Genomic DNA, 25,176 nt, shown 5'->3' with positions numbered 1-25,176 from the left:
CGTGTGCTGCATGCGCGTCGACCTGCTCACCCGTGAATACCCGCCCGAGATCTACGGAGGAGCGGGCGTGCACGTCGCCGAGCTGGTGCGCGCGCTGCGGCACGACATCGAGGTCGTCGTGCGCGCGTTCGGGGCGCCCCGAGACGAGACCGGAACGCACGGCTACGCCACGCCCGAGGCGTTCGACGGACGCAATGCGGCCGTCGGCACGATGGGCGTCGACCTGCTCATGGCGGCGGATGCCGAGGGCGCCGACCTCGTGCACTCGCACACCTGGTACGCGAACTTCGCCGGCTTCACGGCCAAGCGCCTGCACGGCATCCCCCACGTCGTCACGGCCCACAGCCTCGAGCCGCTCCGTCCGTGGAAGGCCGAGCAGCTGGGCGGCGGCTACCGGCTGTCGTCGTGGGTCGAGCGCACGGCCTTCGAGGACGCCGACGCGGTGATCGCCGTGAGCGAGGGCATGCGCCGCGACATCCTGCGCGCCTACCCGGCGATCGACCCGGCGAAGGTCGAGGTCGTGTACAACGGCATCGACCTCGACGACTGGAAGCCGAACCCCGACGCCGGCCTGGCGCGGAGCCTCGGCGTCGACCCCGACCGCCCCTCGATCATCTTCGTGGGGCGCATCACCAGGCAGAAGGGCCTGCCCTACCTGCTGCGGGCCGCGCGGCTCCTGCCGCCCGAGGTGCAGCTCGTGCTCTGCGCCGGCGCACCCGACACCGAGGAGATCATGGCCGAGGTCACCGGCCTCGTCGACGAACTGCGGGCGGAGCGCGACGGCGTGGTCTGGATCGACCGCCACCTGCCCCGGCCCGAGCTCACCGCCCTGCTGACGGCCGCGACCGCGTTCGTCTGCCCGTCGATCTACGAGCCGCTCGGCATCGTGAACCTCGAGGCCATGGCCTGCGGGGCGCCCGTGGTCGGCACGGCGACCGGCGGCATCCCCGAGGTGGTCGACGACGGCGTCACGGGCGTGCTCGTGCCCATCGACCAGGCCGACGACGGCACCGGCACCCCGACGGACCCCGAGCGGTACGTCGCCGACCTCGCCGCGGCACTCATCGGCGTCGTGTCCGATCCGACGCGCGCCGCCGAGATGGGGGCGGCCGGCCGGCTCCGTGCACAGGAGCACTTCGCGTGGGACGCGATCGCCGCGCGCACGCGCGAGGTCTACCACCGCGTGCTCGCGAGGTGATCGCGGAGGATCGCGCCGTCGACGCGCCACGACGCCGCCCGCGGGGCCTCCGCGAACGGCGGGTGCGCTTCGAGGGTCCGAGCGCCCGATAGCATGGTCGACATGGCGAGTACGGTGCTGCAGTTCCGGGATGTTTCGGTGGTTCGCGACGGGAATCCGATCCTCGATTCGGTGGACTGGAGCGTCGGATCCGACGAGCGCTGGGTCGTGCTCGGACCGAACGGCGCCGGCAAGACCACGCTGCTGCAGATCGCGGCCGCGGCGATGCACCCCACGAGCGGCGAGGCCGCCGTGCTCGAGGAGCAGCTCGGCAAGGCCGACGTCTTCGAACTGCGCCCGATGATCGGCTTCGCGTCGACCGCGATGGCCCGCAAGATCCCGCGCAACGAGACCGTCATCGACTCGGTGCTCACGGCGGCGTACTCGGTCACGGGGCGCTGGAACGAGGAGTACGAGGAGATCGACATCCGACGCGCGCAGCGCGTGCTCTCGGAGTGGGGCCTCGAGGGCTTCGCCGACCGTCGGTTCGGCAGCCTCTCCGACGGCGAGCAGAAGCGCGTGCAGATCGCGCGCTCCGTGATGACCGACCCCGAACTGCTGCTGCTCGACGAGCCCGCCGCGAGCCTCGACCTCGGTGCGCGCGAAGAGCTCGTGGGCCTGCTCGGCGGCTACGCGTCGTCGTCGGCCTCTCCCGCGATCGTGATGGTCACCCACCACGTCGAGGAGATCCCGAACGGCTTCACGCACGCACTCCTGCTCGCCAAGGGCAAGGTCGTCGCGGCGGGTCCGCTCGCCGAGGCGCTGACGGGTGAGACGCTCTCCGAGGCGTTCGGCATCCCGATCGAGCTCAGCGAGTCCGGCGGGCGCTACGCCGCGCGCGCGACCGCCTGACCGGCATCCGCTCTCGTTTCTGCTAGAATCGATAGCTGGCCCCCGGGCCATTCATGCTTTCCCGCCGTGCTGCACACGTCGCCGGCGGGATTCTGTAGAAATCCATCCGATCAGCAAGGAAGTCTCCATGAAGACCGACATCCACCCCGAGTACGCCGCCGTCGTCTTCCGCGACCTCGCCTCGGGCGCCACGTTCCTCACCCGTTCGACGGTCACGAGCGACAAGACCATCGAGCTCGACGGCGAGACCTACCCGGTTATCGACGTCGAGATCTCGTCGGAGTCGCACCCGTTCTACACGGGCAAGCAGCGCATCATGGACTCGGCCGGCCGCGTCGAGAAGTTCAACCAGCGCTTCAAGAACTTCGGCAAGTAAGTTCCGTCAGGAACCCGCCGAACGAAGGGCGGTCGACTCCGGTCGACCGCCCTTTCGTCGTCTCCCATCCGCAGCACTCCGGTGGGGCGTCGGGCCGACCGACCGTCGCGGATCAGCGGACGGGCCAGACGCCCGACGTCGTGAACTCGGGCTCGCCGTTCTGACGGCGCCAGGCCTGGTAGCTCTCGGCCTGCTCGGCGCTCCACCCGATCTGCTGCGCGTGGAGCTCGCCGACCGCCGTGGCCGCGAGCTCGGGGAAGGCCCGGGCGATCGCCTGCGCGACCCGGCCCGCCGCGACGGCGTCGGCGCCGGCGTCGTGCGCGTCGTCGAGACGGACTCCGTAGTGCTCGCAGGTCGCCGTCAGCGTGCGCTTGCCGCGGCGGTACCGGTCGACGGCCTTGTCGATGACGAGGGGGTCGATCACGGCATCGGGCCCTGGCAGCCCGTCGAGGCCGTAGCGCTCGGCCTCGCGCGCGAGCACCGTGAGGTCGTACGCCGCGTTGTACGCGACGATCGGCAGTCCGCGGGTCGCGGCATCCGCCAGTGCGGAGATGATCTCGGCGACCGCCGTCGGCGCCGCCGCGCCTTCGAGCCGCGCGCGCTCGGTCGTCACCCCGTGGATGAGCGACGCCGCGGTCGGGATCTCGACGCCGGGATCGACGATCCACTGGCTGCGCTCGAGCTCCCGGCCGTCTGAGCCGATGACGCCGACGTGGGCGGTCACGATGCGGCACGTATCGACGTCGATGCCCGTCGTCTCGAGGTCGAAGACGGCGAGGGTGTCGGCCCAGCTGGCGGCGTTCGCGGATTCCATGCTCGAAGGCTACGGTCGCGCACCGACATCGACGGGGGAGCGCGGCGCGTGTCCGCCGATCGACACGACGATCACGAGCGCCGATCGCCGAGCCCCGCGGGCCGGGCCGCCCCTGTGGAGACCGACGGACGCCCGGCCGCGGCGCCGTAGACTGTCGAGGTCATGATCCCCTCCCCGTACGCCGAACAACTCGCGCGCATCCCAGTCCGCGAGCACCGGCTCGACGTCGATGGCACCGCAACCTCATGGTGGGAGTACGGCCCCGCCGACGCTCCCGTGCTCGTGCTCGTGCACGGGTTCCGGGGCGACCACCACGGCCTCGAGCCCGTCGTCGCGCAACTGCCGGGGTTCCGCATCATCTCGCCCGACCTGCCCGGATTCGGCGCGTCCGACACGTTCGCCGCCGGCCCGCACGACCTCGACGCCTACACCGCGTGGCTCGGCGCGTTCATCCGCGCGGTCGGCATCGACGGGCCCTACACGCTGCTCGGCCACTCGTTCGGCTCGATCGTGACCTCGGCCGCGGTCGCCCGCGGTCTCGCCCCCGAACGGCTGATCCTCGTCAACCCCATCGGCGCGCCGGCGCTCGAAGGACCCCGCGGCATCATGACCAAGCTCGCGGTGCTCTACTACCGCGCGGCCGCAGCACTGCCCGAGCGCCCCGGCTTCGCACTGCTCCGCAACGGCGCGATCGTGCGGGTCATGAGCATCACCATGGCGAAGACGAAGTCGAAGCCCCTCCGCCGGTGGATCCACGACCAGCACGACACCTACTTCTCGGCGTTCGGCACGCGCGACTCGGTGCTCGAGGGGTTCACGACCTCCGTGAGCCACGACGTCAGCGAGGTCGCCCGCGACATCCGCGTGCCGACCCTGCTCGTCGCGGCCGAGCGCGACGACGTCACCCCGCTCGCCGCACAGCGGCGCCTCGTCACGCTCTTCCCCGATGCCCGGCTCGAGGTGATCCCCGACGTCGGCCATCTCATCCACTACGAGACCCCGCAGGCGGCCGCGGCGATGATCCTCGACTTCCTCGGCTCCGACCACCTCGATTCCGAGGCTCGCGCGTGAAGATCGTCGTCGACTGCCGCTACACCCGCATCGGGCGTCACGACGGCATCAGCCGCTTCACCGCGGGCATCGTCACCGAGCTCGCCAAGCTGCATCCGCTCACCATGCTCGTGAACGACCACCGGCAGCTCGAGATGCTGCCCGACCTGCCGTGGCAGCTCGTGAGCTCGCCCACGAGCGTGCGCGAGCCGCTCGTGGCGCTGCAAGTGCGTCGCCTGCGCCCCGACATCGTGTTCTCGCCCATGCAGACCATGGGCTCGTGGGGTCGCGACTACAAGCTGCTGCTCACCCTGCACGATCTCATCTACTACGAGAACCCGACGCCACCTCGCGACCTGCCGTGGGCGGTCCGCGTGCTGTGGCGGCTCTACCACCTCGCGTGGTGGCCGCAGCGCATGCTGCTGAACCGGGCAGACGCCGTCGTCACCGTCTCCGAGACGACCGCGGCGCTCATCCAGGAGCACTCGCTCACCGATCGCCCCGTGACCGTCGTGCCGAACGCCGCCGACGACCTGGCCGTTCCCGAGCTGCCTCGCACCCGGCCCACGGGCCATCGACTCGTGTACATGGGCTCGTACATGCCCTACAAGAACGTCGACACCCTCGTGCGCGCGGTCGGTGCGTTGCCCGAGCACGAACTGCACCTGCTCAGCAAGATCGGCCGCGACGAGCGCACCCGGCTCACGAGGCTCGCGCCTCAGGCCCGGCTCGTCTTCCACGACGGCGTGACGGATGCCGAGTACGCCGAACTGCTGGGCGGTGCGACCGCCCTCGTGCACGCGTCGCGCGCCGAGGGGTTCGGCATCCCGCTCGTCGAGGCGATGCGCCTCGGCACCCCGGTGGTCGTGAGCGACATCCCGATCTTCCGCGAGATCGGCGGCGACGCGGCCCTGTACTTCGACGCCGACTCCCCGCAGTCGCTCGTCGCGGCGCTCTGGGCGCTCGAACGCGGCGACGAATGGGAGCGGCGGTCTGCGGCATCCGTCGAGGTGGCGGCGAAGTACACCTGGGCGGCGTCGGCCGATCGACTGCTCGAACTCATGCGCCGTGCCGCGGCACCCGGCTCACGTCGTCGCCGGTCGCGTCGTCGTCGCTGACGGTCGATCCGGCTGCCAGGGCTTCGGAGCCCGGTGTCAGCCGTGGGTGTCAGCCGTGCGTGCCGACCGCGGCTTCGGGCATGACGAGCGACAGCCGACCGTCTGCCGCGATCACGTCGTGCACCGAGCCGTTGCCGATCACGTACTCGGGCGTCGGGAAGGTCCGCCCGCTGAGGTCGAGCATGAGCGCGTGGATCACGCCGCCGTGCGTCACGACCACGACATCGCCGCCGGGGTGCGCGTCGGCGATCTCGAGCAGCGCGGCGCGCGCCCTGGCGATCACCGCCGACCTCGGCTCGAGTCCGTCGACGGTCTCGGCCCGCGCCTCGACCGCCGCACGACCGCCGTGATCGAGTCCCTCGAGCACGCCGTAGCTGCGCTCCGCCAGCGCCGCGACCTGCACCGGGTCCGGCAGGCCCCGTTCGGCCGAGATGATCTCGGCGGTCTCGGCGGCGCGTGAGAGCGTGCTCGCGTAGACCGCGGTCCACGAGACGCCGTCGAGTCGGGATGCGACGGCGACCGCCTGTTCCCGGCCGGCGTCGTTCAGGGGGATGTCGGTCGCCCCCTGGATGCGGCGCTGCACGTTCCAGTCGGTCTCGCCGTGGCGCACGAGCGCGAGACGGGTCGTCGCGGCGGTGAGCGGTACGGCATCGGTCATCCCCACACTCTGGCAGATGCCGGGCAGCACCGACGACGGCTCAGCCGATGAGGGCGGAGGCGAACGCGGTCAGCGTCTCGCTCGTGCCGGCATCGACCTTGACCGCGGCCCGGCTGTCGCCCTTCGTGATGCCCCGGTTGACGACGACGATCGGCATGCGTCGACGCCGCGCGAGCTCGATGAGCCGCATGCCCGAGTTCACCACGAGCGACGAACCGGCCACGAGCAGCACGTCGGAGCCGCGCACGATCGAGGCGGCGGCGTCGAACACCTCGACGGGCACGAACTCCCCGAAGAAGACCACGTCTGGCTTCAGGATGCCGCCGCACACCGTGCACTCGGGGATCACGAGCGACGCGGCGTCTTCGACCTCGACGTCGCCGTCGGGGTTCGCGCGGATCGCGCCCTCGAGGTCGATGCCCGGGTTCAGCGCCGCGAGCCGGTCGGCGATCGCCTCGCGGGCGAACTGCTGCCCGCAGGTCAGGCAGAGCACCCGGTCCATGCCGCCGTGGAGCTCGACGACGCGTCGGCTGCCGGCCTTGCGGTGCAGGCCGTCGACGTTCTGGGTGACGAGGCCGTTCACGATGCCGGCGGCTTCGAGTTCGGCGAGCGCCCGGTGCCCGTCGTTGGGACGCGCCGCCCCGAATGCCCGCCACCCGAGGTGGCTGCCGGCCCAATAGCGCTTGCGGGCGCCCTCGGAGGCGAGGAACGCCTGGAAGGTCATCGGGGTGCGCACCGGAGCACCCTCGCCGCGATAGTCGGGAATGCCCGAGTCGGTGCTGAGCCCTGCTCCTGTGAGCACCGCCACGCGCGCCCCACGGAGCACGTCGACGGCTCGATCGATGGTCGCGTCGCCGCGAACGGGAATCTCGAGGTCGGATGTCACCGGTTCTCCCTTCGAATCGTCTGATTCTATTCGCGTCGGTTTTCGGGTTTGTTTCGGCGACTGGCAGTCTGGGAGGACCATGCAAATCGAACGAGTCCGCGACGCGGCATCCGACGCCGTCGCCGATTACGCGAGCCTGACGGATGTCGCGCTGCGCAGCGCCCACGAGCCGGCCAACGGCCTCTACATCGCCGAGTCCGCGAAGGTCATCACGCGAGCGATCCGCGCTGGCCACCGCCCGCGGTCGGTGCTCATGGAGGAGAAGTGGCTCGCCGGCCTCCGGGCCGAACTCGAGCCCTTCGATGTGCCCGTGCATCTCGCCGATGCCGACCAGCTCGAGGCGATCACGGGCTACCGCGTGCACCGGGGCGCACTCGCCGCCTTCGAGCGGCCCGCGCTGCCCGACCCGGCCGACCTGCTCTCCGGCGCCCGCCGGGTGGTCGTGCTCGAGGACATCGTCGACCACACGAACGTCGGCGCGATCTTCCGTTCGGTCGCGGCGCTCGGCGCCGACGCCGTGCTCGTGAGCCCGCGCTGCGCCGACCCCCTCTACCGCCGGAGCGTGCGCGTGAGCATGGGCACGGTCTTCCAGGTGCCGTGGACGCGCCTTCCCGAATGGGGCGAGGCGGTCGACCTGCTGCACGGCGCCGGGTTCACCATCGCGGCGCTGGCCCTCGCCGACCGGTCGATCACGCTGCGGCGGCTCGCGGCCGCACCACCCGAGCGGCTCGCGCTCGTGTTCGGCGCCGAGGGCGACGGGCTCAGCCGCACCGCGCTCGAGGCCGCCGACGAGGTCGTGCGCATCCCCATGGCGCACGGGGTCGACTCGCTGAACGTCGCCGCCGCCGCCGCGGTGGTGCTCTACGCGCTGCCCGCGGAACCGGGCGCCCATCATGACTGAGCCCGCGACGAAGCCGCGGCCGAGCGCGAAGGTCTACCGCCGGCGACGGATCGTGGTCTTCACGACCCTCGCCGTGCTGCTCGGGCTGCTCACCACGGCCGGCGTCTACACCTCGAACGCCCTCGGAGCACCGATCCCGGCGGCCTCGCCGCAGGTCGAGGACCCCGAGCCGGTCGCCGCGGCCGCGCAGCAGCTCGTGCTGCCCGGCTTCGGGGCGTACGCGGTCGGCGCCGTCGGCTTCGACGGCCTGCTCGCCGCCGGCAACGACCAGACGCCCATGGCGCTCGCGAGCATCACCAAGGTGATCACGGCGCTCACGATCCTCGCCGAGCACCCGATCCCGGCCGGCGAGAACGGGCCCGACATCGAGTACACCGACGCCGACGTCGACATCTACTGGGACATGATCGCCCAGAACGGCTCGGTCGCCCCCGTCGAGGCGGGTGCGACGCTGACGCTCAAGGAGAGCCTCGAGGCGCTGCTCATCCCGTCGGGCAACAACTACGGCATCTCGCTGTCGAACTGGGCGTTCGGCTCGGAGGCCGCGCTGGCCGAGCGGGCGAACGCCTGGCTCGCCGAGCACGGCCTGGCGAACACGCACGTCGTCGACTCGAGCGGCATCTCCGACGACAACGTCGGCACCGCCGCCGACATGGTGCGCCTCGGCGAGATCGCGCTCGAAGACCCCACCATCGCCGCGATCGTGGCCTCGAAGAGCGTCGACATCCCCGAGCTCGGCACGCTGACGAACTCGAACAAGCTGCTCGGCACCCACGGCGTCGACGGCATGAAGACCGGCACGACGGATGACGCGGCCAACCTGCTCTTCACCGCGGACTACGCCGTCGGCGCGTCGAACGTGACGGTGGTCGGCGTGCTGCTCGGCGGTGAGAGCCACGCCGTCATCGACGAGGCGATCGCGGCCATGCTCGACTCGGTCGCGCCGGGATTCCACGAGGTCTCGCCGCTCGAGGCGAACCAGGTGCTCGCCGAGTACGACACGCCATGGGGCGAGACCGCCAGGGCGCGCACCTCGAACGGCGCCACGCTCGTCGTCTGGAACGACACGCCCGTCGACGTCGAGGTGCAGGCCGACGCCGTCACCCTCGCCGACCGCGGCGACGAGGTGGGCACGGCGATCGTGCGCGCCGGATCCCAGGAGATCACGGTGCCGCTCGTGCTCGACGCGACGCTCGCGGACCCCGGAACGTGGTGGCGGCTCACGAACCCCGGCGCGCTCGACGAGCGGTCGGCTCAGTCCGACACCGAGTAGGGGCCCGCATCCGGTCGCTTGGCCGTGATGAAATCACCCGACGACTGGTGCCGCACTCGGCGGAGCACCCACGGCACGAGGTACTCGCGCGCCCAGGACAGGTCTTCGACCCGCGCCTGGCGCCAGGTCGACTCGGGAACGGGTTCGGGGCTCGACGGTTCGAGCGAGTTCTCGACGTTGAGCGCCTGGAGCACCATGCGCGCGACCGTGTGGTGGCCGAGCGAGTTGAGGTGCAACCGGTCGGGCGCCCACATGCGCTGGTCCTGGATCTCGGTGAGGGCCCACTGGTCGGCGACGATGCAGTCGTACTTCTTGGCGACGATGCGCAGGTTCTCGTTGTAGATCGCGACCTTGCCGCGGAGGCCCCGGAACACGGGGGAGAAGCCGACATCCACGCCCGTGAAGATCACGATCGTCGCGTGATCGCGAGACAGTCGGTCGATCGCGTACTCGAACCTCGCGGCGATCTCGTCGGGGTCGGTGCCGGGGCGGATGACGTCGTTGCCGCCGGCCGAGATCGTGATGAGGTCGGGTCGGAGGGCGAGCCCCGGCTCGAGCTGCTCGTCGATGATCTGGCGGATGAGCTTGCCGCGCACGGCGAGGTTCGCATAGGCGAAGTCCTCGGTTCCCTGGCTCAACACCTCGGCCACGCGGTCGGCCCACCCGCGGTTGCCGCCGGGAACGCCGGGCTCGGGGTCGCCGATGCCTTCGGTGAACGAGTCGCCGATCGCGACGTACCTGGACCAGGGGTGCTGCTGCGTGACCATGCCTCCATTGTGCCAACTCCGTCGCGCAGGGCGTGCGGCACGTTCGCGGGTCGACGCGGACGAATGGCACTCTTTCTGTGCAAGTGAACGCTTGTTGTTCAAGACTCCCGGCATGCGAACCTATTCCGACGCGTGCGGCGTCGCCCGGGCGATGGACCTGGTCGGCGAGCGTTGGGCCCTGCTCGTCGTGCGCGAACTGCTCCTCGGCCCGAAGCGGTACGCCGATCTGGCGAGCGCGCTGCCCGGCATCAGCACCAACGTCCTGGGAGCCCGACTGACCGAGCTCGCCGAGAGCGGGGTGCTCCGCAAGCGGCGCCTGGCGCCTCCGACACCGGTCGACGTGTACGAGCTGACGCCGTGGGGCGCCGACCTCCGGGAGGTCGTGCTCGCACTGGGCAGGTGGGGGGCCCGCACGCCGCTCGATCCGTCACGGTCGCTCAGTCCGTCTTCGTTCGCGCTCTCGCTCCTGACGAACTTCGATCCGGCCGCGGCGGAGGGCGTCGAGGCTCGATTCGCAGTGACCATCGGCGGCGAGCGATTCGTCGGCGTCCTCGCGGACCGTGGGCTGAGCGTCGAGCGCGACGACGACTCCGGCGTCGACCTCGAGCTCGACGTCGGCACCGGCGTGGGCGCCGGCACCGCGGTCGCACCCGTGTTCTACCTGGGCCGCGCCGTCGAAGAGGCCGAACGGCAGGGCCTGCTGGTCGTGCGCGGACGCCGCGACCTGCTGCCGGGGATCATCGGGTGCTTCCCGCTGCCCGAGCCCGCCCGCCCCGACGACGATCGCCGCCTCGCCCCGACGTCACTCGCGACGGAGGCGGGCTGATGTCCGGGCCCCGAGATGCCATCGGGGTGCGGCGCCCGATCGCGCTCGCCCTCCTGTGCGCCGCGTTCTTCCTCGGGGTGCTCGACTCGACGAGCCTGTTCGCCGCGCTTCCGCGTATCGGCGACGACCTCGGCCTCGATCCGGCCGCGCTCGCATGGGTCGTGACGGTGTCCGGCGTCGTCGTCGCCGGGTTCATGCTCCCGTTCGGCCGCATGGCCGACATGTTCGGTCGACGACGGATGTTCATCGCCGCCGTCGCCGTCTTCGGGCTCGCCTCGCTCGTATGCGGACTCGCGACATCCGGGGGAGTCCTCATCGCCGCCCGGGCGGTCATGGGACTCGGAGCCGCCGCCCTGACCCCGGCCGCCCTCGCCCTGCTGCTGGTGATGTATTCGGAGGGTCCGGAGCGCAACCGTGCGCTGGGCATCTGGGGCGGTCTCGGGGGACTCGGCGCGACCGTCGGACTGCTGCTCGGGGGACTCGTCACGGCCACCGCGGGCTGGCCGTGGGTCTTCCTCGTGAACGTGCCCGTCTGCGTCGCGGTCGTCGTGCTGGCGCCCCGCCTGCTGGCCGAGTCGCGCCGCGGCGGGCGCCGCCCGTTCGACCTCCCGGGCGGGCTTCTCGTGTCGGCGGCCCTCGTGCTCCTCACGGCCGGACTGCTCGAACTCTCGCGCGCGGGCTGGGCGGCGCAGACCTGGGCGCTGCTCGTCGGGGCGTCCGCCATCGCCGTCGCGTTGGGCGTCGTCGAGCGGCGGAGCGCCGACCCGATCCTGCCCGGGCGGCTGCTGCGATCGCGCAGGGTGGTGATCGGCAACGTCGTCGTGCTGACGGGCGGCATCGCCGTCGACGGACTGCTCGCGCTCACGACCGTGTACCTGCAACGCACCCTCGGCCTCTCCGCGATGGTCTTCGGCCTCGCCCTCGCGGCGATGACGGTGAGCTCGATCGTGGCGGTCGCGGTCGGTCAGTCGATGGTGTCCCGGGTGGGCCCGCGGCCGGTCGCGGCCGTCGGCCTCGGCCTGCTGGCCGCCTCGTGCGCGTCGTTCACGCTGCTTCCGGCCGATGCATCCGCCCTTTCCATGCTGCTCGTCGGCCTGCTCGTGTTCGGAGCGGGCATGGGAGCGGCGTTCGTGGCCGGCCAGATCGCAGCCGTCACGGGCGTCCACGCCGATGACGCGGGCGCCGCCTCGGGGCTCGAGGAGACGGCGTTCACGATCGGCGGCACGCTCGGAGTCGCGATCGCCACCTCGGTCGCGGTCGGCTTCCCGGTCGGTGCCGGTACCGCCGGAGGCGACGGCGGGCTCCAAGGCCTGCATGCGGCGTTCGCCGTGCTCGCGGTCATCACCTTCGTCGGCGCCGGCTCAGCCTTGGCGTATCCCGGCCGGACCGGCCCGCGCGGGCGCATCCGCGAGCAGCACGCGGGCACCGCGGACTGACCCCGGTTCGAGGATGTCGGAGGACTCGGCTACCCTCGAATCCAGTGAGCACAGCGACCCCTTCCGGTGCCCAGCCGGGTACCTCGGCCGCCGAGCATCTCTCCCCGTCCTTCCCCGAACGCGCGGCGTGGGGCACGGCGAGCAAGCTCCGGGCCTGGCAGGCCGAGGCCCTCGAGCAGTACCTGGCCGACCTGCCCCGCGACTTCCTCGCGGCCGCGACGCCCGGCGCAGGCAAGACGACGTTCGCGCTCCGCCTCGCCGCAGAGCTGCGTGCGCGCCGCATCATCGACCGCATCACCGTCGTCGCCCCGACCGACCACCTCAAGCGCCAGTGGGCGGATGCCGCGGCCCGCGCCGGCATCCGGCTCGACCCCGGGTTCCGCAACGCGCACGGCAGCATCGCGCGTCACTTCCACGGCGTCGCCGTGACCTACGCGCAGGTCGCGATGCGACCCGCACTGCACCGCGAACTCACGCTCTCGGGGCGCACCCTCGTGATCCTCGACGAGGTGCACCACGGCGGCGACACGCTGTCGTGGGGCGACGCGATCCGGGAGGCCTTCGAGCCGGCCACGAAGCGGCTCTCGCTCACCGGAACCCCGTTCAGGTCCGACACCGCGCCGATCCCGTTCGTGAACTACGAGCAGGACGCCCACGGGGTTCGGCTGTCGCAGACCGACTACGCCTACGGCTACGGACGGGCCCTCGCCGACGGCGTCGTGCGGCCGGTGCTCTTCATGGTCTACGCGGGCCACATGCGCTGGCGCACGAAGGCCGGCGACGAGATGGAGGCCCGGCTCGGCGAGGACAACACCAAGGACATCACCTCCTCGGCCTGGCGCACGGCGCTCGAGCCCACGGGCGAGTGGATCCCGGCCGTGCTCGCCGCGGCCGACCGACGACTGACCGAGGTGCGGCACGGCATCCCCGATGCGGGCGGTCTCGTCATCGCCACCGACCAGACCGTCGCGCGCACGTATGCGAAGACCCTCGAGGAGATCTGCGGCGAGCCCGTCACGGTCGTGCTCTCCGACGAGAAGGAGGCGAGCGCGCGAATCGAGGAGTTCTCCGGCAACACGCGCAGGTGGATGGTCGCCGTGCGCATGGTGTCGGAGGGAGTCGACGTTCCGAGGCTCGCGGTGGGCGTGTACGCCACGAGCAGCTCCACGCCCCTCTTCTTCGCGCAGGCGATCGGGCGGTTCGTGCGTGCCCGCAGGCGTGGCGAGACCGCATCCGTCTTCCTGCCGAACGTGCCGATCCTCATGGCGCTCGCCTCGCAGATGGAGCTCGAGCGCGATCACGCCCTCGATCGGCGCGGCGGCGACGACGCCGACGACGACGGGCTCGACGACAGCCTGCTCGAGTCGGCGAACCGCGAGGAACGCGCATCCGAAGAGCTCGAGTCGGGCACCTGGCAGGCCATCGGGTCGGATGCCTCGTTCGACCGCGTGCTCTACGACGGCACCGAGTTCGGCACGCTCGCCGAGCCCGGCAGCGACGAGGAGTACGACTTCATCGGCATCCCCGGCCTGCTCGAGCCCGAGCAGGTGTCGGAGCTGCTGCGGCATCGCCAGGCGCGGCAGTCGCGGCGCGCGGGCGAGCGGCGCAAGCACGTGGCCGAAGAGACGAACCCCGAGCCGGTCGCGCTGTACCGCACGTTGAAGGAGCAGCGGGCCCTGCTGAACAGCCTCGTCGGGCTCTGGGCGAGGCACACCGGCGAGGCGCACTCGCTCGTGCACGCCGAGCTCCGGCGCGTGTGCGGCGGCCCGGCCGTCGCGCAGGCCACGGTCACGCAGCTGCAGTCGCGCATCGAACTGCTGCGCCGGCGCCTCGGCCGCAACTGAGCGGCCGAAGCCCGCATCCGGCGCCGCGGCGATCCGCAACCGGCATCGACGCGCCGAGTCTGCGACGATGACGACATGGACCGCACCGCACGCGTGCTCACCGTCGCGATCATCGTCTCGTTCATCGCGTTCCTCGACGGCGCCGTCATCAACGTCGCGCTGCCCTCGATCGCCGAAGACCTCGACGGCGGGCTGGCCCTGCAGCAGTGGGCCGTCGACGCGTACCTCCTGACGCTCGGCTCGCTTATCCTGCTCGCGGGCTCGCTCTCGGACTCGTTCGGACGCCTGCGCATCATCCGCGTCGGACTGTGGGGCTTCGCCGCGACGTCGGTGCTCTGCGCGATCGCGCCGACGGGCCTGTTCCTCATCGTCTCGCGCGCGCTCCAAGGCGCGGCGGGCGCGCTGCTCGTGCCGAGTTCGCTCGCGCTCATCATCGCGACGTTCGCGCCCTCCGAGCAGGGCCGCGCGATCGGGCGGTGGACGGCGTGGACGACCGCCGCGTTCCTCGTCGGGCCGCTGCTGGGCGGGGTCCTGGTCGACCTCGCGTCGTGGCGCCTGGTGTTCTGGATCAACGTGCTGCCGATCGCGGCCGCGCTCGTGCTCGTGCGCCCGCTCGGCCGCGACGAGCCGCGCACCGAGCGGGTGCGCATCGACTGGCTGGGCGCGGCGCTCGGCGTGATCGGGCTCGCCGGCACGGTGTTCGCGCTCATCGAGCAGTCGCGCTACGGATGGGCATCGCCAGTGGTGTCCGTGCCGCTGGTCGTCGGGCTGGTGTCGCTCGTGCTGTTCGTGCTGCAGGAACGCCGTTCGCGGCATCCGATGCTCCCGCTTGGGTTGTTCGCCCGGCGCAACTTCGCCGCCGGCAACCTCGCCACCGTGTTCATCTACGCGTCGTTCACGCTCGGCCCGTTCGCGATGACGATCTTCCTGCAGGAATCCGGCGACTTCAGCGCGACCGCGGCCGGCCTCGCGACCCTCCCGCCGACGATCATGCTCGTGCTGCTCGGTTCGAAGTTCGGCGACCTCGCCGGACGGTTCGGTCCGCGCCTGTTCATGACGGCCGGGCCGATCATCGTCGGCGGGGGATACCTGCTGACCCTCGCGGTGCAGGACGAGTTCGTCTACTGGTGGCAGTTCCTGCCGGGAATCCTCGTGATCGGGCTCGGCATGGCCATGACCGTGGCCCCGCTGACCGCCGCCATCCTCGGCGCGGTCGACCCCGTGCACGCGGGCATCGGCTCGGCCGTGAACAACGCCGTCGCGCGCATCTCCGGGCTCGTCGCGATCGCGAGCATCGGCGTCGTGGCCGGATCGCAACTCGACGTCGCGGGGTACCGGCGCACGGCCGTCGCCGTCGCGGCCATGCTCGTCATCGGCGGGCTCGTCTCGTGGTTCGGCATCCGGAACCCCCGGACCGAGCCGGTGACGGATGCCGCACCGCCGACCCGCGCGTAAGCACCACGAGCTCGGGGCGGGCCCGGTGTCGCGGCGTCATCTGGCGGGGCGCGCGCGTGCGGCCTCGTATGATTCGGGGACGGGCCGCTCCGCGAGGGGCCCGGCAACCCGACCCTTGGAGGCACCGCCCATGGCCGAGAAGCCCGAACTCGATCGCGTCGACCGCGCCCTGCTGCAGGCGCTCTCGACGAACGCCCGCGCCTCGGGCGCCGCGCTCGCGGCCGAGGTCGGCGTCGCCGAGTCGACGGTCTCGCTCCGCCTGCGGCGTCTGCAGAGCCTCGGCACCGTGCGCGGGTACCGGGTCGAGGTGGATCTCGCCTCCCTCGGCGTCTCGCTGCAGGCGCTCATCGCCATCCGCCTCGTCAAGCACGACCGTGCCGAGATCGACGCGTTCCGCCAGCAGGTGCCTCACCTGCCCGGCGTGCTGTCGGTGTACCACATGGCCGGCGCCGAGGACTACCTGCTGCATGTCGCCGCGCGCGACGCCGAGGAGCTGCGCGAGTTCGTGCTCGCGCACCTGACCGGACACCCCGCGGTCGCCCACACCGAGACGAACCTCATCTTCGAGCACGTCGACGGCGACGGATGGAACAAGCTCGTCGGCTGATCGACCGCTCCGCAGGCGTCGGAGAACCCGTGCACTCCACGGGTCGCACCGGTCGCCCGGATGCTCGGGGCATCCGCCCTTCGGCGCTCCGAAAACCTGTCAATCCCGCGGAATCACGCCGATCGCGCCCGGCCGACCGATAGCGTGAACGTCGGCCGTGACCGCGGCCGCGCGATGGCGCGGGACCCGGCGGCCTCCATCCCGCCCGCGCGCGCCCGTGACGACGGAGGAGAGCAGCGCCCATGACCGAACAGCCGATCGAGGGCACGCCCGCGGATCGCGCGAGGTGGCGCCGCTACCTCGCCGCCGAGCGCGCGGAGGCCGCCGTCTACCGCGAGCTGGCCGCCCGCCGCGAGGGTGAGGAGCGCGAGATCCTGCTCGCCCTCGCCGCGGCCGAGGGGCGGCACGAGGCGCACTGGCTCGACCTGCTCGGCGGCGACGATGCCGGCGTGCCCCGCGCCGACCTGCGCACCCGCATGCTCGCCTCGCTCGCACGCCGGTTCGGCTCGATCTTCGTGCTCGCCCTCGCGCAGCGCGCGGAGGCCCGCTCGCCCTACGCGACCGATCCCGATGCGACCGCGGCGATGGCCGCGGACGAGCGCATCCACGGCGAGGTCGTGCGCGGGCTCGCGGCCCGTGGTCGACGCCGCCTCGCCGGCACGTTCCGCGCTGCGGTGTTCGGAGCCAACGACGGTCTCGTCTCGAACCTCGCGCTCGTGCTCGGCATCGGCGCGACCGGCGTCGCACCGGGCGTGGTGCTCTTCACGGGCATCGCGGGCCTGCTGGCCGGCGCGCTCTCGATGGGCGCGGGCGAGTACGTCTCGGTGCGTTCCCAGCGCGAGCTGCTCGAGGCATCCGCCCCCGATCCCACCGCCCGCGAGGCGCTGCCGCACCTCGATGTCGACGCGAACGAGCTCGCGCTCGTCTACCGGGCCCGCGGCATGGAACCCCAGGAGGCCGTCGACCACGCCGCGCTCGTCGTCGCCCGCGTGCAGGCGGCCGAAGAGGCGCATGCGCCGACCGACGCGCTCGCGGTCGTCGAGCACGATGACGAAGCGGTCGGCACCGGGCTCGCGGCCGCGCTCTCGAGCTTCTGCTTCTTCGCCTCCGGCGCATTGATCCCGGTGCTCCCATACTTGTTCGGCATGACCGGGGCGGCGGCGATCATCACGGCGACCGTCCTCGTGAGCATCGCGCTGCTCGCGACGGGCGCGATCGTCGGCCTGCTCTCGGGCGCGTCTCCGCTCAAGCGCGCGCTGCGCCAGCTCGCGATCGGCCTCGGAGCCGCCGCCGTCACCTACGTGCTGGGCCTCGCGTTCGGCACGAGCATCGCCTAGGAGCCGCATGTCAGACGAATCCACCCGACCCGTCGCCCTCATCACCGGAGCCGGCCGCCGCAACACGATCGCCTGGGCCATCGCGACGACGCTCGCGGCCGACGGATGGGACGTCGCGTTCAGCCACCTCGGCGACTACGACCGCAGCATGCCGCTCGGCGGCGACCCCGACCGCGACCCGGCCGCCCTCGAACTGGAGCTCCGCGCGCTCGGCGCCCGCGCCATCGCCCTCGACGCCGACCTCGCCGACCCCGAGGTGCCCGCCCGGCTCGTCGCCGCGGCATCCGAGGCCCTCGGCCCCGTGAGCGCGCTGGTGCTCTCGCACGCGCAGAGCGTCGACTCCGGCGTGCTCGACACCTCGCTCGAGAGCTTCGATCGCCATTTCGCCGTGAACACCCGCGGATCGTGGTTGCTGGTGAAGGCCTTCGCCGAACAGGTGCCGGCGGAGGGCGGCCGCATCGTCGCCCTCACGAGCGACCACGTCGTCGGCAACGTGCCGTACGGCGCGTCGAAGGGCGCGCTCGACCGCATCATCACCGCGTCGGCCCGCGAGCTCGCGCACCTCGGCATCACGGCGAACCTCGTGAATCCCGGTCCGGTCGACACCGGGTGGATGGACGATGCGACTCGGAGCGCGATCGTCGCCCAGCAGCCGACCGGCCGGCTCGGCACGCCCGACGACACGGCGAGGCTCGTGCGGTTCCTCGTCTCCGACGACGGACGCTGGGTGTCGGGCCAGCTCGTGCACAGCGACGGCGCGTACTCGGTCTAGCGGAGAGCGTCAGCTCGCTCGCGCGGACGCCTCCCGCGGGCGCTGCAGGTGCTGCGGGATCGCGAATGGATGCCGCGGGCGTGCGCCGCGGGTCCGGGTACGGGCGCCACAGGTCCGCGAACGGATGCCTCAGTCCGGCGCGGTGACGAAGTCGATGAGCTCCTCGACCCGGGCGAGCAGCGCGGGCTCGAGGTCGCCGTAGCCGCGCACCTGGCCGAGGATGCGCTGCCAGGCCCTGGCGATGTCGGCCTGCTCGGCATGGGGCCAGCCGAACGCCTCGCAGATGCCGTGCTTCCACTCCGTTCCGCGCGGGATGACCGGCCAGGCTTCTCGTCCGACCCGAGCCGGCTTCACGGCCTGCCAGACGTCGATGTACGGATGGCCGACGACGAGCACGTTCGCGCCGTGGGGTCCGCGCATGACGGCGTCGGCGATGCGCTGCTCCTTCGAGCCGGGCACGAGGTGGTCGACGAGGATGCCCGCACGACGCCCCGGACCCGGTCGGAACTCGTCGAGCTGAGCGGCGAGCACGTCGACGCCCTCGAGGTACTCGACGACGACGCCCTCGACGCGCAGGTCGGCGCCCCAGACCTTCTCGACCAGCTCGGCGTCGTGCTGGCCCTCGACGAAGATGCGGCTCGGCAGGGCGACCTTCGCCTTGGCCTGCGACGGGTCGACGGCGAACGACCCGGAGGCGGTGCGCAGTCGGCCGGCCGGCGCCTTGGGCTTGGGCCGCACGAGCTGCACGGCTTCGCCGTCGACGAGGAAGCCGTGGCCGAGGGGGAACATGCGGGTCTTGCCGAAGCGGTCCTCGAGCGTCACGTGCTGCGCGTTCACCGCGACGACCGCGCCGCAGAACCCGTCGGAGGCGAGCTCGACGACGAGGTCGCGCTCGGCCTCGACCGTCGGGATGACCTTGCGACCTCGGGCGCGCCAGTCACCCGCCAGCACGTCGGCGCCGTAGCGGTCGGGTCCGTCTGAGGTGTGGGTCGGGTTCGGCACCGGACGAGGCTAACGGAAGTCGCGCGACCGCAACGGCGCCGACACGGTGAGCCGCTCGAACCGGTCGGCGACGAGGTTCACCACGCCCTGCTCCGACCGCTCGAGGATGCCGCGGATGATCATGGCGGGTGCTTCCCTCGCGACCCGGCGATACCGCTGCCAGACGCCCACGCTCGCGATCACGTTGACCGTGCCCGCTTCGTCTTCGAGGTTCATGAACGTGATGCCGCTCGCCGTCGCCGGACGCTGGCGGTGGGTGACGACGCCGGCGATCTCGATGCGTCGACCGTTCTCGGTGGTGCGGAGCAGGTCGCTGCGCACCACGCCGCGTGCATCGAGCCCCTCGCGGACGTGCCGCATCGGATGGTCGTCGGGGGAGATGCCGGTGGCCCACAGGTCGTACACGACCTGCTCGGCGGGCGAGAGGATCGGCAGCAGGGGCGGCTGCACCACGACGACCGAGCCCGCGAGGAACTCCTCCCGGTCCTGCGCGGCCTCCCCGGCCATCCAGAGCGCCTGGCGGCGGCCGAGCCGGAAGCCCGCGAACGCCCCAGCTGCGGCGAGCGCCTCGAGCTGCTCCGCGGAGAGACCCGCCCGCCTCGAGACATCCGCCATGTCGCGGTACGGCCCGCGCGCCTCGCGCTCGGCGACGATGCGCTCGGCCACCGCGAGCCCGATCGAGGAGACGTCGGCGAGCCCGAGACGCACCGCGAAGGCGCCGTCGCGGCGGTGCTCGGCCGAGACGTCGGGCGCCTCGCGCACGAACTTCCCGACGGGCGGGTGCACGGCGTCGGCGCACGAGGGCATGCCGGTGGGCTCGCGGCATCCGTCGTCTGAACTGCCATGCAGCGGCTCGAGCCCCGCGTGCACGCCCGACCGCAGGATGTCGGGCCGACGCACCTCGACGCCGTGCCTGCGCGCGTCGGCGGTGAGGGTCTGCGGCGAGTAGAAGCCCATGGGCTGCGCCCGCAGCAGCGCCGCGAGGAAGGCGGCCGGGTGGTGCAGCTTCAGCCACGAGCTCGCGTAGACGAGCAGGCCGAAGCTCAGCGCGTGGCTCTCGGCGAAGCCGAAGTTCGCGAACGCCTCGATCTTGGCGTAGATGGAGTCGGCGACCTCGGGCTCGATGCCGTTCTCGGCCATGCCCGCGTAGAGCTTGGTGCGCAGCCGGTCGATCTTCTCGACCCCGCGCTTGGAGCCCATGGCGCGGCGCAGCAGGTCGGCGTCGGCCGCGGTGCAGTTGCCGACGGCGACGGCCATCTGCATGAGCTGCTCCTGGAAGAGCGGAACGCCGAGCGTGCGCTCGAGCACGGGTTCGAGCTTCGGATGCAGGTAGGTCACCGCCTCCTCGCCCGTGCGGCGCCGGATGTAGGGGTGCACCGCGCCGCCCTGCACCGGGCCGGGCCGGATGAGCGCGATCTCGACGACGAGGTCGTAGAAGCACCGCGGCTGCAGCCGGGGGAGCGTGCCCATCTGCGCTCGCGACTCGACCTGGAACACGCCGATCGAGTCGGCGCGGCAGAGCATGTCGTAGACCGCCGCCTCCTCTTTGGGGATGGTCGCGAGCTCCCACGTCTCACCCGTGTGCTCGCGCACGAGGTCGAACGTGTACTGCAGTGCGGCGAGCATGCCGAGGCCGAGCAGGTCGAACTTCACGAGGCCCATCCACGCGCAGTCGTCTTTGTCCCATTGCAGCACCGTGCGCCGCTCCTTGCGGGCGTGCTCGATGGGGCACACCTCGCCGACCGGGCGATCGGTGAGCACCATGCCGCCCGAGTGGATGCCGAGGTGCCTCGGGAAGGTCAGGAGCTGCGAGGCGAGCTCGACGACCGGCGCGGGGATGTCGTGGTCGTCGCTGTCGACCACGGCGCCCCAGCGCTCGACCTGACGGCTCCACGCGTCTTGTTGACCGGTCGAGAACCCGAGCGCCTTCGCCATGTCGCGCACCGCGGCCTTCGGCCGGTAGCTGATGACGTTCGCGACCTGCGCGGCGTTCATGCGCCCGTACTTCTCGTAGACGTACTGGATGATCTCCTCGCGCCGGTCGGAGTCGAAGTCGACGTCGATGTCGGGCTCCTCGTCGCGGAGCGCCGACAGGAACCGCTCGAACGGCAGGTCGTAGAAGATCGAGTCGACCGCGGTGATGCGCAGCACGTAGCAGACCGCCGAGTTGGCGGCCGAGCCGCGCCCCTGGCAGAGGATGCCCCGGCGACGGGCCTCGTGCACCAGGTCGTGCACGATGAGGAAGTAGCCGGGGAAGTCCTTCTGCTCGATGACGTCGAGCTCGCGGGCGAGGCGCTCGCGCACGTGGTCGGGCACCCCGGGGTAGAGCTCGGCCGCACCCCGCCACGTGAGCTCGCGCAGCCAGCTCATGGGCGTGTGCCCGTCGGGCACCTCCTGCCTGGGCAGCCTCGGCCTGGCGCTCCGCAGGGTGAACCCGAGCTCTGCGGCGAGCGTCGCCGACCGCGCGACGGCGCCCGGGTAGCGCGCGAACCGCTCGGCCATCTCGGCCCCGGAGCGCAGGTGCAGCCCGTCGGATGCCGGCAGCCACCCGTCGAGCTCGTCGAGGCTGCGCCTGGCGCGCACCGCGGCGAGCGCCGACGCGAGCCGGTGCTCGCCCGGGGTGGCGTAGTGCACGGCGTTCGTCGCGAGCAACGGCAGGCGCGCGCGTTCGGCGAGCCCGGCGAGCCGGTCGTTGGCCTGCTGGTCGAGCGGATGCCCGTGGTCGAAGAGCTCGACGACGACGTGGTCGCGCCCGAAGAGGGCGATCAGCCGGTCGAGCTCGCGCCACGCGGCATCCTCGCCCCCTGCGGCGAGCGCACGGCGCACCATGCCCTTGCGGCATCCGGTGGGGATGATCCATTCACCTCCGGAATGCTCGGCGAGCGCCTCGAGCGAGTACACGGGCCGCCCCTTCTCACCGCCCGCGAGCTGCCCCTCGGTGATCGCGCTCGCGAGGCGGTGGTAGCCCTCCTGCTGCCGCGCGAGCACGAGCAGGTGCTCGCCCTCGGGGTCGGCCGCGCCCATCTGCGGCTGGGTGAGGCCGAGCGAGAGCTCGGCGCCGAACACGGTCTCGAGCTCGGGGAAGCTCTCGGCGGCCTCGGCGAAGCGCACGACGCCGTAGAAGCCGTCGTGATCGGTGACGGCGAGTCCGGTGAGCCCGAGCCGGTGCGCCTCCTCGACCAACTGCTCGGGTGCGGATGCGCCGTCGAGGAAGCTGTACGTCGAGTGCGCGTGCAGTTCGGCGTAGGGCACGACCGGCCCGGTCGGCGCCTCGAGGTCGGCTGACGGGCGGTACGGATGCCGCTTGCGGCTGAACGCCGGACCGTCGCCGCCGTCGGCGATGAGCGAGGGTGCGCCCGGTCGCCGCCGGTCGGAGAGCTTGCGCTCGAGCTCGGACCACGGGATGCCCGGATTGTTCCAGCCCATCAGTCGTACCTCGCCTCGGCCCACCAGCCGTCGCCGTCGCGCACGAGCAACCACGCGCACCCGTCGTCGTCGACGATCTGGAAGCGGTGCACGCGCTTGGCCGCTGCCGGGTCCCACCAGCGTTCGACGACGGGCCACGGCCCGGCCCAGGCCCGCACGGGCACGGCGCCGAAGCCGTCGGTGCGGCGGGCGGCGCCTGCGGTGCCCGGCACCGACCCGGGGGCGCCGCCGACCGCGAACCGCTCGGGCGCCGAGGAGATCGACCCGCGGGCGTCGATCGAGACCTCCGCACCCCTGGCGTCGAGCAGCGCCACCGGGCGGCGTTCGCGGAACACGCTCGCGGGCGCGAGCGCCGGCAGGCTGCCGGGCCACGGCGCGTCGGCGGCGTTGCGGGCTCCGCGCTCAGGCGCGCGGTCGCCCCACGGCACCAGCACCTGGCGGTCGGCGAGCATGCGTCCGCCGCCGACCGAGGCGGTCACGACGGCATCGTGGCCGAGCATGCTCTGCACGCGCGTGAGGCCGTGGTGCACGCGTTCGTCGGGCCCGCCGCCCCAGAGGCCGTCTTCGTGGTTGCCCGTGGAGTCGATGCGCTCGGGGATCACGCGGAGCCGCACGATCGGCGACGCGAGGCCGGCGTCGGCCGTGCCGGAGCCCTGCAGCTGCCACCTGACCCGGTCGACCACGTCGGCCGGCGTGAACCAGCGGGGGTGCAGCCAGCTGCGGCTCGAGTGCCCGCCGCGTTCGTCGTCGAGTTCGACGCGCAGGCCGGTGCACACCAGGCGCACGTCTCGCATGCGCTGGATGAACGTCTCGGCGTTCACGCGGAACGCGAACGCGAGCTGGTCGATGCGGTCGAGCGGCGGCTCGAAGTGCTGCTCGACCTCGAACTCGGGCGGGGGCGTGCGCGCGAGCACGCGCGCCTGCTCGCGGCCCGACGCCCGGTCGTGGGCGAAGGCGCCTGCCGCACCGAACCGGCGCCGCACATCGGCCTCCGGCAGCGCGGCGAACTCGCCGAGCGTGCGCACCCCGAGCCGGTTCAGCAGGGTCGTCGTGCGCGGGTCGGCCACCAGCGCGACGGGCAACGGGGCGATGAAGGCGGCGGATGCCCCGGGGCCGACGACGTGCACCCCGTCGCCGTCGCCGTCGATGCCCGCGCGCGCGGCCTGCTCGGCGGTGAACGGCCCGTCGGCGATGCCCACCCGTGCGCCGGCGAGCCCGAGCCCGTCGAGCGTCGCGAGCAGGGCCGACGCCGCCGCCCGCTCGCTCCCGTAGTAGCGCGCAGGCCCGCGAGCCCGCATGGCGAGCGTTCCGGGCCTGAGCACCTGCACCCCGGGCACCGTCTGCTCGACCTGGCGCACGACGGGTTCGAAGACCCGCACGTCGAGTTCGGCGTCGTAGTCGAGCACGAGCAGGCCGGGGGAGCGCAGCTGCGCCTCCCTGAGCTTCAGCCCGCGTGCGACCCCGTGCCTTCGCGCCTCGGCCGAGCACGCGAACACGAGCCCCTGCGCGACGAGCGCGATCGGTTCGCCCTCGTCGAGGCCCGTCTCGCGGCAGACGGCGCGGATCGGCCAGTCGGGGCACCACAGCACGATCGTGCGTCCGGGTTCGGGGGTCATCCGACCCTCCGGCGTGCTTCTCCGACGAGGCCGAGCGGCGGATTCGGGCGCCCGAGGCGCGTGCGCGGGCCGCCGTTCGCCTGATTCGCGCGCACGGGAACGGTCGGCACGACGGCCTCGGGCACCCGGGCGAACTCGAGGTGCCGACCCGGCAGCCGGAGGCGCGACCCCGCACGGCGCACGAACTCGCCGCGGCCCGCGACCCCGACGACGACCTCGCGGTCGACGAGGTGGCCGTGCCCCCGTTCGAGCCCGTGCCACTCGCTCGACTCGACCCCGAGCCTGGCGTCGCTGCCCGGCCAGGCGCCGGCGACGAGCAGCGTGGTGCCGCGCTGGCGGAGCCTCGCCTGCAGGCGGCTCGCCTCGGCGGGGGAGACCTGCCCCGTCGGCCGCACGGCGACCACCGGGATGACGTCGGCGAGCGCCGCGGCCACCGCCAGCCACCGGTCTCCGGGATCGGGCACCAGCGCGAGCCGGTCGAGGGCGATGCCGAACCCCGCTGCGGCCTCGACGCCGAACTCGGGCATGCCGACGATCGCCGCCCAGCGCCCGTCTGCGCTGGGGCCGGCGAGCAGGGCCATGAGCAGGGTCATCGACCCCTCGACCTGCACGATCGTGCCCTCGCGGAGGGTGCCGCCGGGGAGCACGTCGGCGAAGGCCGGATGCGTGGGCACGGCCCTGGTCTCGAGACGCGTGCTCTGCATGCCGCGGATGCGGGCCTGGAGCTCCTCGACCCTCGTCGCCCGAGGCGCGGCCTCGGAGGCGATGCCGCGAACCGCTTCTGGCCGCGAGGCGTCGCCCCAGGGCGCGTCGACGCCGGGTGCGGTGTCGTCGAGGGGAGCGGTCATGGTCACCGCTCCAGTTTCGAACATATGTTCGAACACGGCAAGTCGGAAGCGCCGATCGTCCGCTCGGGAAAGAAG

At 72.4% G+C, this 25,176-nt stretch carries 22 protein-coding genes; 14 read left to right on the top strand and 8 right to left on the bottom strand.

Translation table 11 applies throughout. The annotated features are described in order from the left end of the window. Positions 1-10 precede the first annotated feature (10 nt). The 3 genes from glgA (at position 11) to ACFVS8_RS02175 (ending at position 2,465) form a co-directional block, all read left to right on the top strand. On the top strand, positions 11-1,198 hold the full coding sequence (gene glgA, locus ACFVS8_RS02185; RefSeq protein WP_387057128.1) for a glycogen synthase: 1,188 nt from the start codon (positions 11-13) through the stop codon (positions 1,196-1,198). Between the two features lie 102 nt (positions 1,199-1,300). Further along, complete coding sequence (locus ACFVS8_RS02180) at positions 1,301-2,089, top strand: ABC transporter ATP-binding protein (protein WP_387057126.1); 789 nt, start codon at positions 1,301-1,303, stop codon at positions 2,087-2,089. A 127-nt stretch (positions 2,090-2,216) separates the two neighbouring features. Continuing rightward, on the top strand, positions 2,217-2,465 hold the full coding sequence (locus tag ACFVS8_RS02175) for a type B 50S ribosomal protein L31 (protein WP_387057124.1): 249 nt from the start codon (positions 2,217-2,219) through the stop codon (positions 2,463-2,465). Positions 2,466-2,577: 112 nt separating this feature from the next. On the opposite strand, the gene ACFVS8_RS02170 is transcribed toward ACFVS8_RS02175, so the two are convergent. Further along, the gene (locus ACFVS8_RS02170) at positions 2,578-3,279 is read right to left on the bottom strand and encodes an exonuclease domain-containing protein (protein ID WP_387057122.1); all 702 of its coding nucleotides are present in this window, start codon (positions 3,277-3,279) and stop codon (positions 2,578-2,580) included. Between the two features lie 162 nt (positions 3,280-3,441). On the opposite strand from ACFVS8_RS02170, the gene ACFVS8_RS02165 reads away from it, so the two are divergent. Together ACFVS8_RS02165 and ACFVS8_RS02160 are read left to right on the top strand one after the other, a co-directional pair. Further along, positions 3,442-4,350 carry an alpha/beta fold hydrolase gene (locus ACFVS8_RS02165; RefSeq protein WP_387057120.1) on the top strand — a complete coding sequence of 303 codons (909 nt, stop codon included), beginning with the start codon at positions 3,442-3,444 and terminating at the stop codon, positions 4,348-4,350. Further along, positions 4,347-5,447: a glycosyltransferase family 4 protein gene (locus ACFVS8_RS02160; RefSeq protein ID WP_387057118.1), complete on the top strand. Its 1,101-nt coding sequence runs from the start codon at positions 4,347-4,349 to the stop codon at positions 5,445-5,447. The genes ACFVS8_RS02165 and ACFVS8_RS02160 overlap by 4 nt, the downstream gene beginning before the upstream one ends. Positions 5,448-5,496: 49 nt before the next feature. Here ACFVS8_RS02160 and ACFVS8_RS02155 read toward each other — a convergent pair whose 3' ends face one another. Together ACFVS8_RS02155 and ACFVS8_RS02150 are read right to left on the bottom strand one after the other, a co-directional pair. Further along, positions 5,497-6,105 (bottom strand): histidine phosphatase family protein, encoded by a 609-nt coding sequence (locus ACFVS8_RS02155; protein ID WP_387057116.1) that lies wholly within the window; start codon positions 6,103-6,105, stop codon positions 5,497-5,499. Positions 6,106-6,145: 40 nt separating this feature from the next. Further along, entirely contained in the window at positions 6,146-6,991 is an 846-nt protein-coding gene (locus ACFVS8_RS02150; RefSeq protein ID WP_387057114.1) for a Sir2 family NAD-dependent protein deacetylase, read from the bottom strand. Positions 6,992-7,070: 79 nt separating this feature from the next. Between ACFVS8_RS02150 and ACFVS8_RS02145 the strand changes: the two genes are divergently transcribed. Continuing rightward, a complete protein-coding gene (locus ACFVS8_RS02145; RefSeq protein WP_387057112.1) occupies positions 7,071-7,892 on the top strand; it encodes a TrmH family RNA methyltransferase in 822 nt (273 codons plus the stop codon). Further along, positions 7,885-9,165: a D-alanyl-D-alanine carboxypeptidase family protein gene (locus tag ACFVS8_RS02140; protein WP_387057110.1), complete on the top strand. Its 1,281-nt coding sequence runs from the start codon at positions 7,885-7,887 to the stop codon at positions 9,163-9,165. Before ACFVS8_RS02145 ends, ACFVS8_RS02140 begins: the two co-directional genes overlap by 8 nt. Here ACFVS8_RS02140 and ACFVS8_RS02135 read toward each other — a convergent pair. Continuing rightward, complete coding sequence (locus tag ACFVS8_RS02135; protein ID WP_387057108.1) at positions 9,147-9,932, bottom strand: SGNH/GDSL hydrolase family protein; 786 nt, start codon at positions 9,930-9,932, stop codon at positions 9,147-9,149. The two genes, ACFVS8_RS02140 and ACFVS8_RS02135, sit on opposite strands and share 19 nt — an antisense overlap. Positions 9,933-10,044: 112 nt before the next feature. Between ACFVS8_RS02135 and ACFVS8_RS02130 the strand changes: the two genes are divergently transcribed. The 7 genes from ACFVS8_RS02130 (at position 10,045) to ACFVS8_RS02100 (ending at position 18,209) form a co-directional block, all read left to right on the top strand. Next, complete coding sequence (locus ACFVS8_RS02130; RefSeq protein WP_387057106.1) at positions 10,045-10,758, top strand: winged helix-turn-helix transcriptional regulator; 714 nt, start codon at positions 10,045-10,047, stop codon at positions 10,756-10,758. Next, positions 10,758-12,194 (top strand): MFS transporter, encoded by a 1,437-nt coding sequence (locus tag ACFVS8_RS02125; protein WP_387057104.1) that lies wholly within the window; start codon positions 10,758-10,760, stop codon positions 12,192-12,194. The genes ACFVS8_RS02130 and ACFVS8_RS02125 overlap by 1 nt, the downstream gene beginning before the upstream one ends. A gap of 44 nt (positions 12,195-12,238) precedes the next feature. After that, positions 12,239-14,038 (top strand): DEAD/DEAH box helicase, encoded by a 1,800-nt coding sequence (locus ACFVS8_RS02120; RefSeq protein WP_387057102.1) that lies wholly within the window; start codon positions 12,239-12,241, stop codon positions 14,036-14,038. 75 nt (positions 14,039-14,113) lie between these two features. Further along, the gene (locus ACFVS8_RS02115; protein WP_387057100.1) at positions 14,114-15,493 is read left to right on the top strand and encodes an MFS transporter; all 1,380 of its coding nucleotides are present in this window, start codon (positions 14,114-14,116) and stop codon (positions 15,491-15,493) included. Positions 15,494-15,623: 130 nt separating this feature from the next. After that, positions 15,624-16,100, top strand: coding sequence for an Lrp/AsnC family transcriptional regulator (locus ACFVS8_RS02110; RefSeq protein WP_055857799.1), 477 nt, complete (start codon positions 15,624-15,626; stop codon positions 16,098-16,100). Between the two features lie 242 nt (positions 16,101-16,342). Then, positions 16,343-17,437 (top strand): VIT1/CCC1 family protein, encoded by a 1,095-nt coding sequence (locus ACFVS8_RS02105; RefSeq protein ID WP_387057098.1) that lies wholly within the window; start codon positions 16,343-16,345, stop codon positions 17,435-17,437. A 7-nt stretch (positions 17,438-17,444) separates the two neighbouring features. Continuing rightward, positions 17,445-18,209 carry an SDR family oxidoreductase gene (locus ACFVS8_RS02100; protein ID WP_387057096.1) on the top strand — a complete coding sequence of 255 codons (765 nt, stop codon included), beginning with the start codon at positions 17,445-17,447 and terminating at the stop codon, positions 18,207-18,209. Between the two features lie 129 nt (positions 18,210-18,338). Here ACFVS8_RS02100 and ACFVS8_RS02095 read toward each other — a convergent pair whose 3' ends face one another. Genes ACFVS8_RS02095 through ACFVS8_RS02080 form a run of 4 tightly spaced genes read right to left on the bottom strand, consistent with a single transcriptional unit; the run spans position 18,339 to position 25,101 of the window. Next, positions 18,339-19,211 carry a DUF3097 domain-containing protein gene (locus tag ACFVS8_RS02095; protein WP_387057094.1) on the bottom strand — a complete coding sequence of 291 codons (873 nt, stop codon included), beginning with the start codon at positions 19,209-19,211 and terminating at the stop codon, positions 18,339-18,341. Positions 19,212-19,220: 9 nt separating this feature from the next. Continuing rightward, positions 19,221-22,637 carry an error-prone DNA polymerase gene (locus ACFVS8_RS02090; protein WP_387057092.1) on the bottom strand — a complete coding sequence of 1,139 codons (3,417 nt, stop codon included), beginning with the start codon at positions 22,635-22,637 and terminating at the stop codon, positions 19,221-19,223. Next, positions 22,637-24,253 (bottom strand): DNA polymerase Y family protein, encoded by a 1,617-nt coding sequence (locus ACFVS8_RS02085; RefSeq protein ID WP_387057090.1) that lies wholly within the window; start codon positions 24,251-24,253, stop codon positions 22,637-22,639. Before ACFVS8_RS02085 ends, ACFVS8_RS02090 begins: the two co-directional genes overlap by 1 nt. Then, complete coding sequence (locus ACFVS8_RS02080; protein ID WP_387057088.1) at positions 24,250-25,101, bottom strand: hypothetical protein; 852 nt, start codon at positions 25,099-25,101, stop codon at positions 24,250-24,252. Before ACFVS8_RS02080 ends, ACFVS8_RS02085 begins: the two co-directional genes overlap by 4 nt. Between the last annotated feature and the right edge of the window lie 75 nt (positions 25,102-25,176).

Source organism: Agromyces sp. NPDC058110 (assembly GCF_042884735.1).
Taxonomy (GTDB): Bacteria; Actinomycetota; Actinomycetes; order Actinomycetales; family Microbacteriaceae; genus Agromyces.
This window is presented reverse-complemented; position numbering and strand designations above follow the sequence as displayed.

Coding starts and splice junctions, on each gene's coding strand:
- glgA (WP_387057128.1), top strand. CDS start 11: ATGCGCGTCGACCTGCTCACCCGTGAATACCCGCCCGAGATCTACGGA.
- ACFVS8_RS02180 (WP_387057126.1), top strand. CDS start 1,301: ATGGCGAGTACGGTGCTGCAGTTCCGGGATGTTTCGGTGGTTCGCGAC.
- ACFVS8_RS02175 (WP_387057124.1), top strand. CDS start 2,217: ATGAAGACCGACATCCACCCCGAGTACGCCGCCGTCGTCTTCCGCGAC.
- ACFVS8_RS02170 (WP_387057122.1), bottom strand. CDS start 3,279: ATGGAATCCGCGAACGCCGCCAGCTGGGCCGACACCCTCGCCGTCTTC.
- ACFVS8_RS02165 (WP_387057120.1), top strand. CDS start 3,442: ATGATCCCCTCCCCGTACGCCGAACAACTCGCGCGCATCCCAGTCCGC.
- ACFVS8_RS02155 (WP_387057116.1), bottom strand. CDS start 6,105: ATGACCGATGCCGTACCGCTCACCGCCGCGACGACCCGTCTCGCGCTC.
- ACFVS8_RS02145 (WP_387057112.1), top strand. CDS start 7,071: ATGCAAATCGAACGAGTCCGCGACGCGGCATCCGACGCCGTCGCCGAT.
- ACFVS8_RS02140 (WP_387057110.1), top strand. CDS start 7,885: ATGACTGAGCCCGCGACGAAGCCGCGGCCGAGCGCGAAGGTCTACCGC.
- ACFVS8_RS02135 (WP_387057108.1), bottom strand. CDS start 9,932: ATGGTCACGCAGCAGCACCCCTGGTCCAGGTACGTCGCGATCGGCGAC.
- ACFVS8_RS02130 (WP_387057106.1), top strand. CDS start 10,045: ATGCGAACCTATTCCGACGCGTGCGGCGTCGCCCGGGCGATGGACCTG.
- ACFVS8_RS02125 (WP_387057104.1), top strand. CDS start 10,758: ATGTCCGGGCCCCGAGATGCCATCGGGGTGCGGCGCCCGATCGCGCTC.
- ACFVS8_RS02115 (WP_387057100.1), top strand. CDS start 14,114: ATGGACCGCACCGCACGCGTGCTCACCGTCGCGATCATCGTCTCGTTC.
- ACFVS8_RS02110 (WP_055857799.1), top strand. CDS start 15,624: ATGGCCGAGAAGCCCGAACTCGATCGCGTCGACCGCGCCCTGCTGCAG.
- ACFVS8_RS02105 (WP_387057098.1), top strand. CDS start 16,343: ATGACCGAACAGCCGATCGAGGGCACGCCCGCGGATCGCGCGAGGTGG.
- ACFVS8_RS02100 (WP_387057096.1), top strand. CDS start 17,445: ATGTCAGACGAATCCACCCGACCCGTCGCCCTCATCACCGGAGCCGGC.
- ACFVS8_RS02090 (WP_387057092.1), bottom strand. CDS start 22,637: ATGGGCTGGAACAATCCGGGCATCCCGTGGTCCGAGCTCGAGCGCAAG.
- ACFVS8_RS02085 (WP_387057090.1), bottom strand. CDS start 24,253: ATGACCCCCGAACCCGGACGCACGATCGTGCTGTGGTGCCCCGACTGG.
- ACFVS8_RS02080 (WP_387057088.1), bottom strand. CDS start 25,101: ATGACCGCTCCCCTCGACGACACCGCACCCGGCGTCGACGCGCCCTGG.